The sequence below is a fragment of the Terriglobus sp. YAF25 genome (assembly GCF_052113305.1).
In the GTDB taxonomy this organism is placed as follows: Bacteria; Acidobacteriota; Terriglobia; order Terriglobales; family Acidobacteriaceae; genus Terriglobus.
Window position 1 is genome coordinate 1 of record NZ_JBFRCY010000892.1, and the last position, 1,583, is coordinate 1,583.

1 protein-coding gene and 1 pseudogene are annotated in these 1,583 nt (G+C 58.9%); both read left to right on the top strand.

Annotated elements, in window-relative coordinates; translation table 11 throughout:
- A pseudogene (locus AB4043_RS24915) lies at nucleotides 1–322 on the top strand (6-phosphogluconate dehydrogenase); the annotation flags it as partial.
- A gap of 41 nt (nucleotides 323–363) precedes the next feature.
- On the top strand, nucleotides 364–1,583 hold a 1,220-nt coding region (gene zwf, locus AB4043_RS24920), incomplete at its 3' end, for a glucose-6-phosphate dehydrogenase (protein WP_442308451.1).

Below are 1,583 nucleotides of genomic sequence, written 5' to 3' on the forward strand. Positions count from 1 at the left end.
GGCTAAGGAGAGTCTGAATCTCGATCTGGCGCAGATCTCCGAGATCTGGCGTCACGGTTCGGTTGTCCGCTCGTGGCTGCTCGACCTCACCGCAGAGGCGCTGAAGGAGAATCCGAACCTGGAAGGTCTGGCCGCGTACGTTCCGGACTCCGGCGAGGGCCGTTGGACGGTCTTCGAGGCGATCGACCTGAATATCTCCGCTCCGGTGATTACGGAGGCGCTGATTCGCCGTCTGCGTTCCCGTGAGGACAACAACTACACGGACCGCGCGCTCTCCATCATGCGCAATGCATTCGGCGGCCATGCCGTCAAGAAGTCTTAACCTCGTTTAGCCTTGAAGTAGTAAGGAGCTGGTGTAAGCCCATGGCGACTGCCGAAGTAACTGTATCTCCTGCGACCGTGAATGAACAGCGCAACGAGCGCAAGCCTGACCCATGTATCGTGGTCATCTTTGGCGCGTCGGGCGACCTGACCAAACGTAAGCTGCTGCCGGCGCTGTTCCATCTGGAACAGGAAGGTCTTCTGCCGGAGGAGTTTGCGGTGGTGGGTGTTGCCCGCCGCGACCTGTCGGCCACCTTTGCGAAAGACATGCGTGATGGCATCCTCAAGGGCGGAGGTGTGGATGACGACGACCCGAAGCTGAAGGAGTTCGTCGACCGCGTCCACTACTTCACCACAAACTTCGATGACGATCAGGGTTTTCAGAACCTGAACGCCACTCTCTCTGATCTCGATACCAAGTACGGTACCAAGGGCAACCGCCTGTTCTATCTGGCAGTGGCGCCTGAGTACTTCTCTGACATCATTCACCGGCTGGGCAAGCACAAGATGGCCAAGCCGGGGAGCGATGCCTGGGTACGCGTCATCATCGAAAAGCCCTTTGGCCATGACCTGCAGTCGGCGCGCGAGCTGAACGACGAGGTCAACCAGGTGCTGGACGAAGACCAGATCTTCCGTATCGATCACTACCTCGGTAAGGAGACGGTGCAGAACATCCTCGTCTTCCGCTTCGGCAATGGCATCTTCGAGCCGGTGTGGAACCGTACATATATCGACAACGTGCAGATCACCGCAGCGGAGTCGATCGGTATTGAAGGCCGTGGACCGTTCTACGAGAAGGCCGGCGCATCGCGCGACGTTCTGCAGAACCACATGATGGAGGTTCTGAGCTACGTTGCGATGGAGCCGCCTGACTCTTTCGAGGCCTCCACCATCCGTGTCGAGAAGCTGAAGGTATGGCGCGCGATTGAGCAGTTCAAACTCGAGGACACGGTACGCGGACAGTATGGTCCGGGAACCGTCGATGGCCAGCAGGTGATCGGCTATCGCGAGGAAGAGCGCGTCGACCCGAACTCGCAGACGGAGACCTTTGCTGCTCTGAAGCTCCAGATCGAGAACTGGCGCTGGGCGGGCGTTCCGTTCTATATCCGCGCCGGCAAGYGTTTGGCCAAGCGTGAAACCGAGGTGACCATCACCTTCAAGCAGCCGCCGCTGCATATCTTCAAGGGAACGACCAACGACTGCGGCACGCAGGTCACGCCGAACATCCTGACCATGCGTATCCAGCCGGATGAGGGTATCAG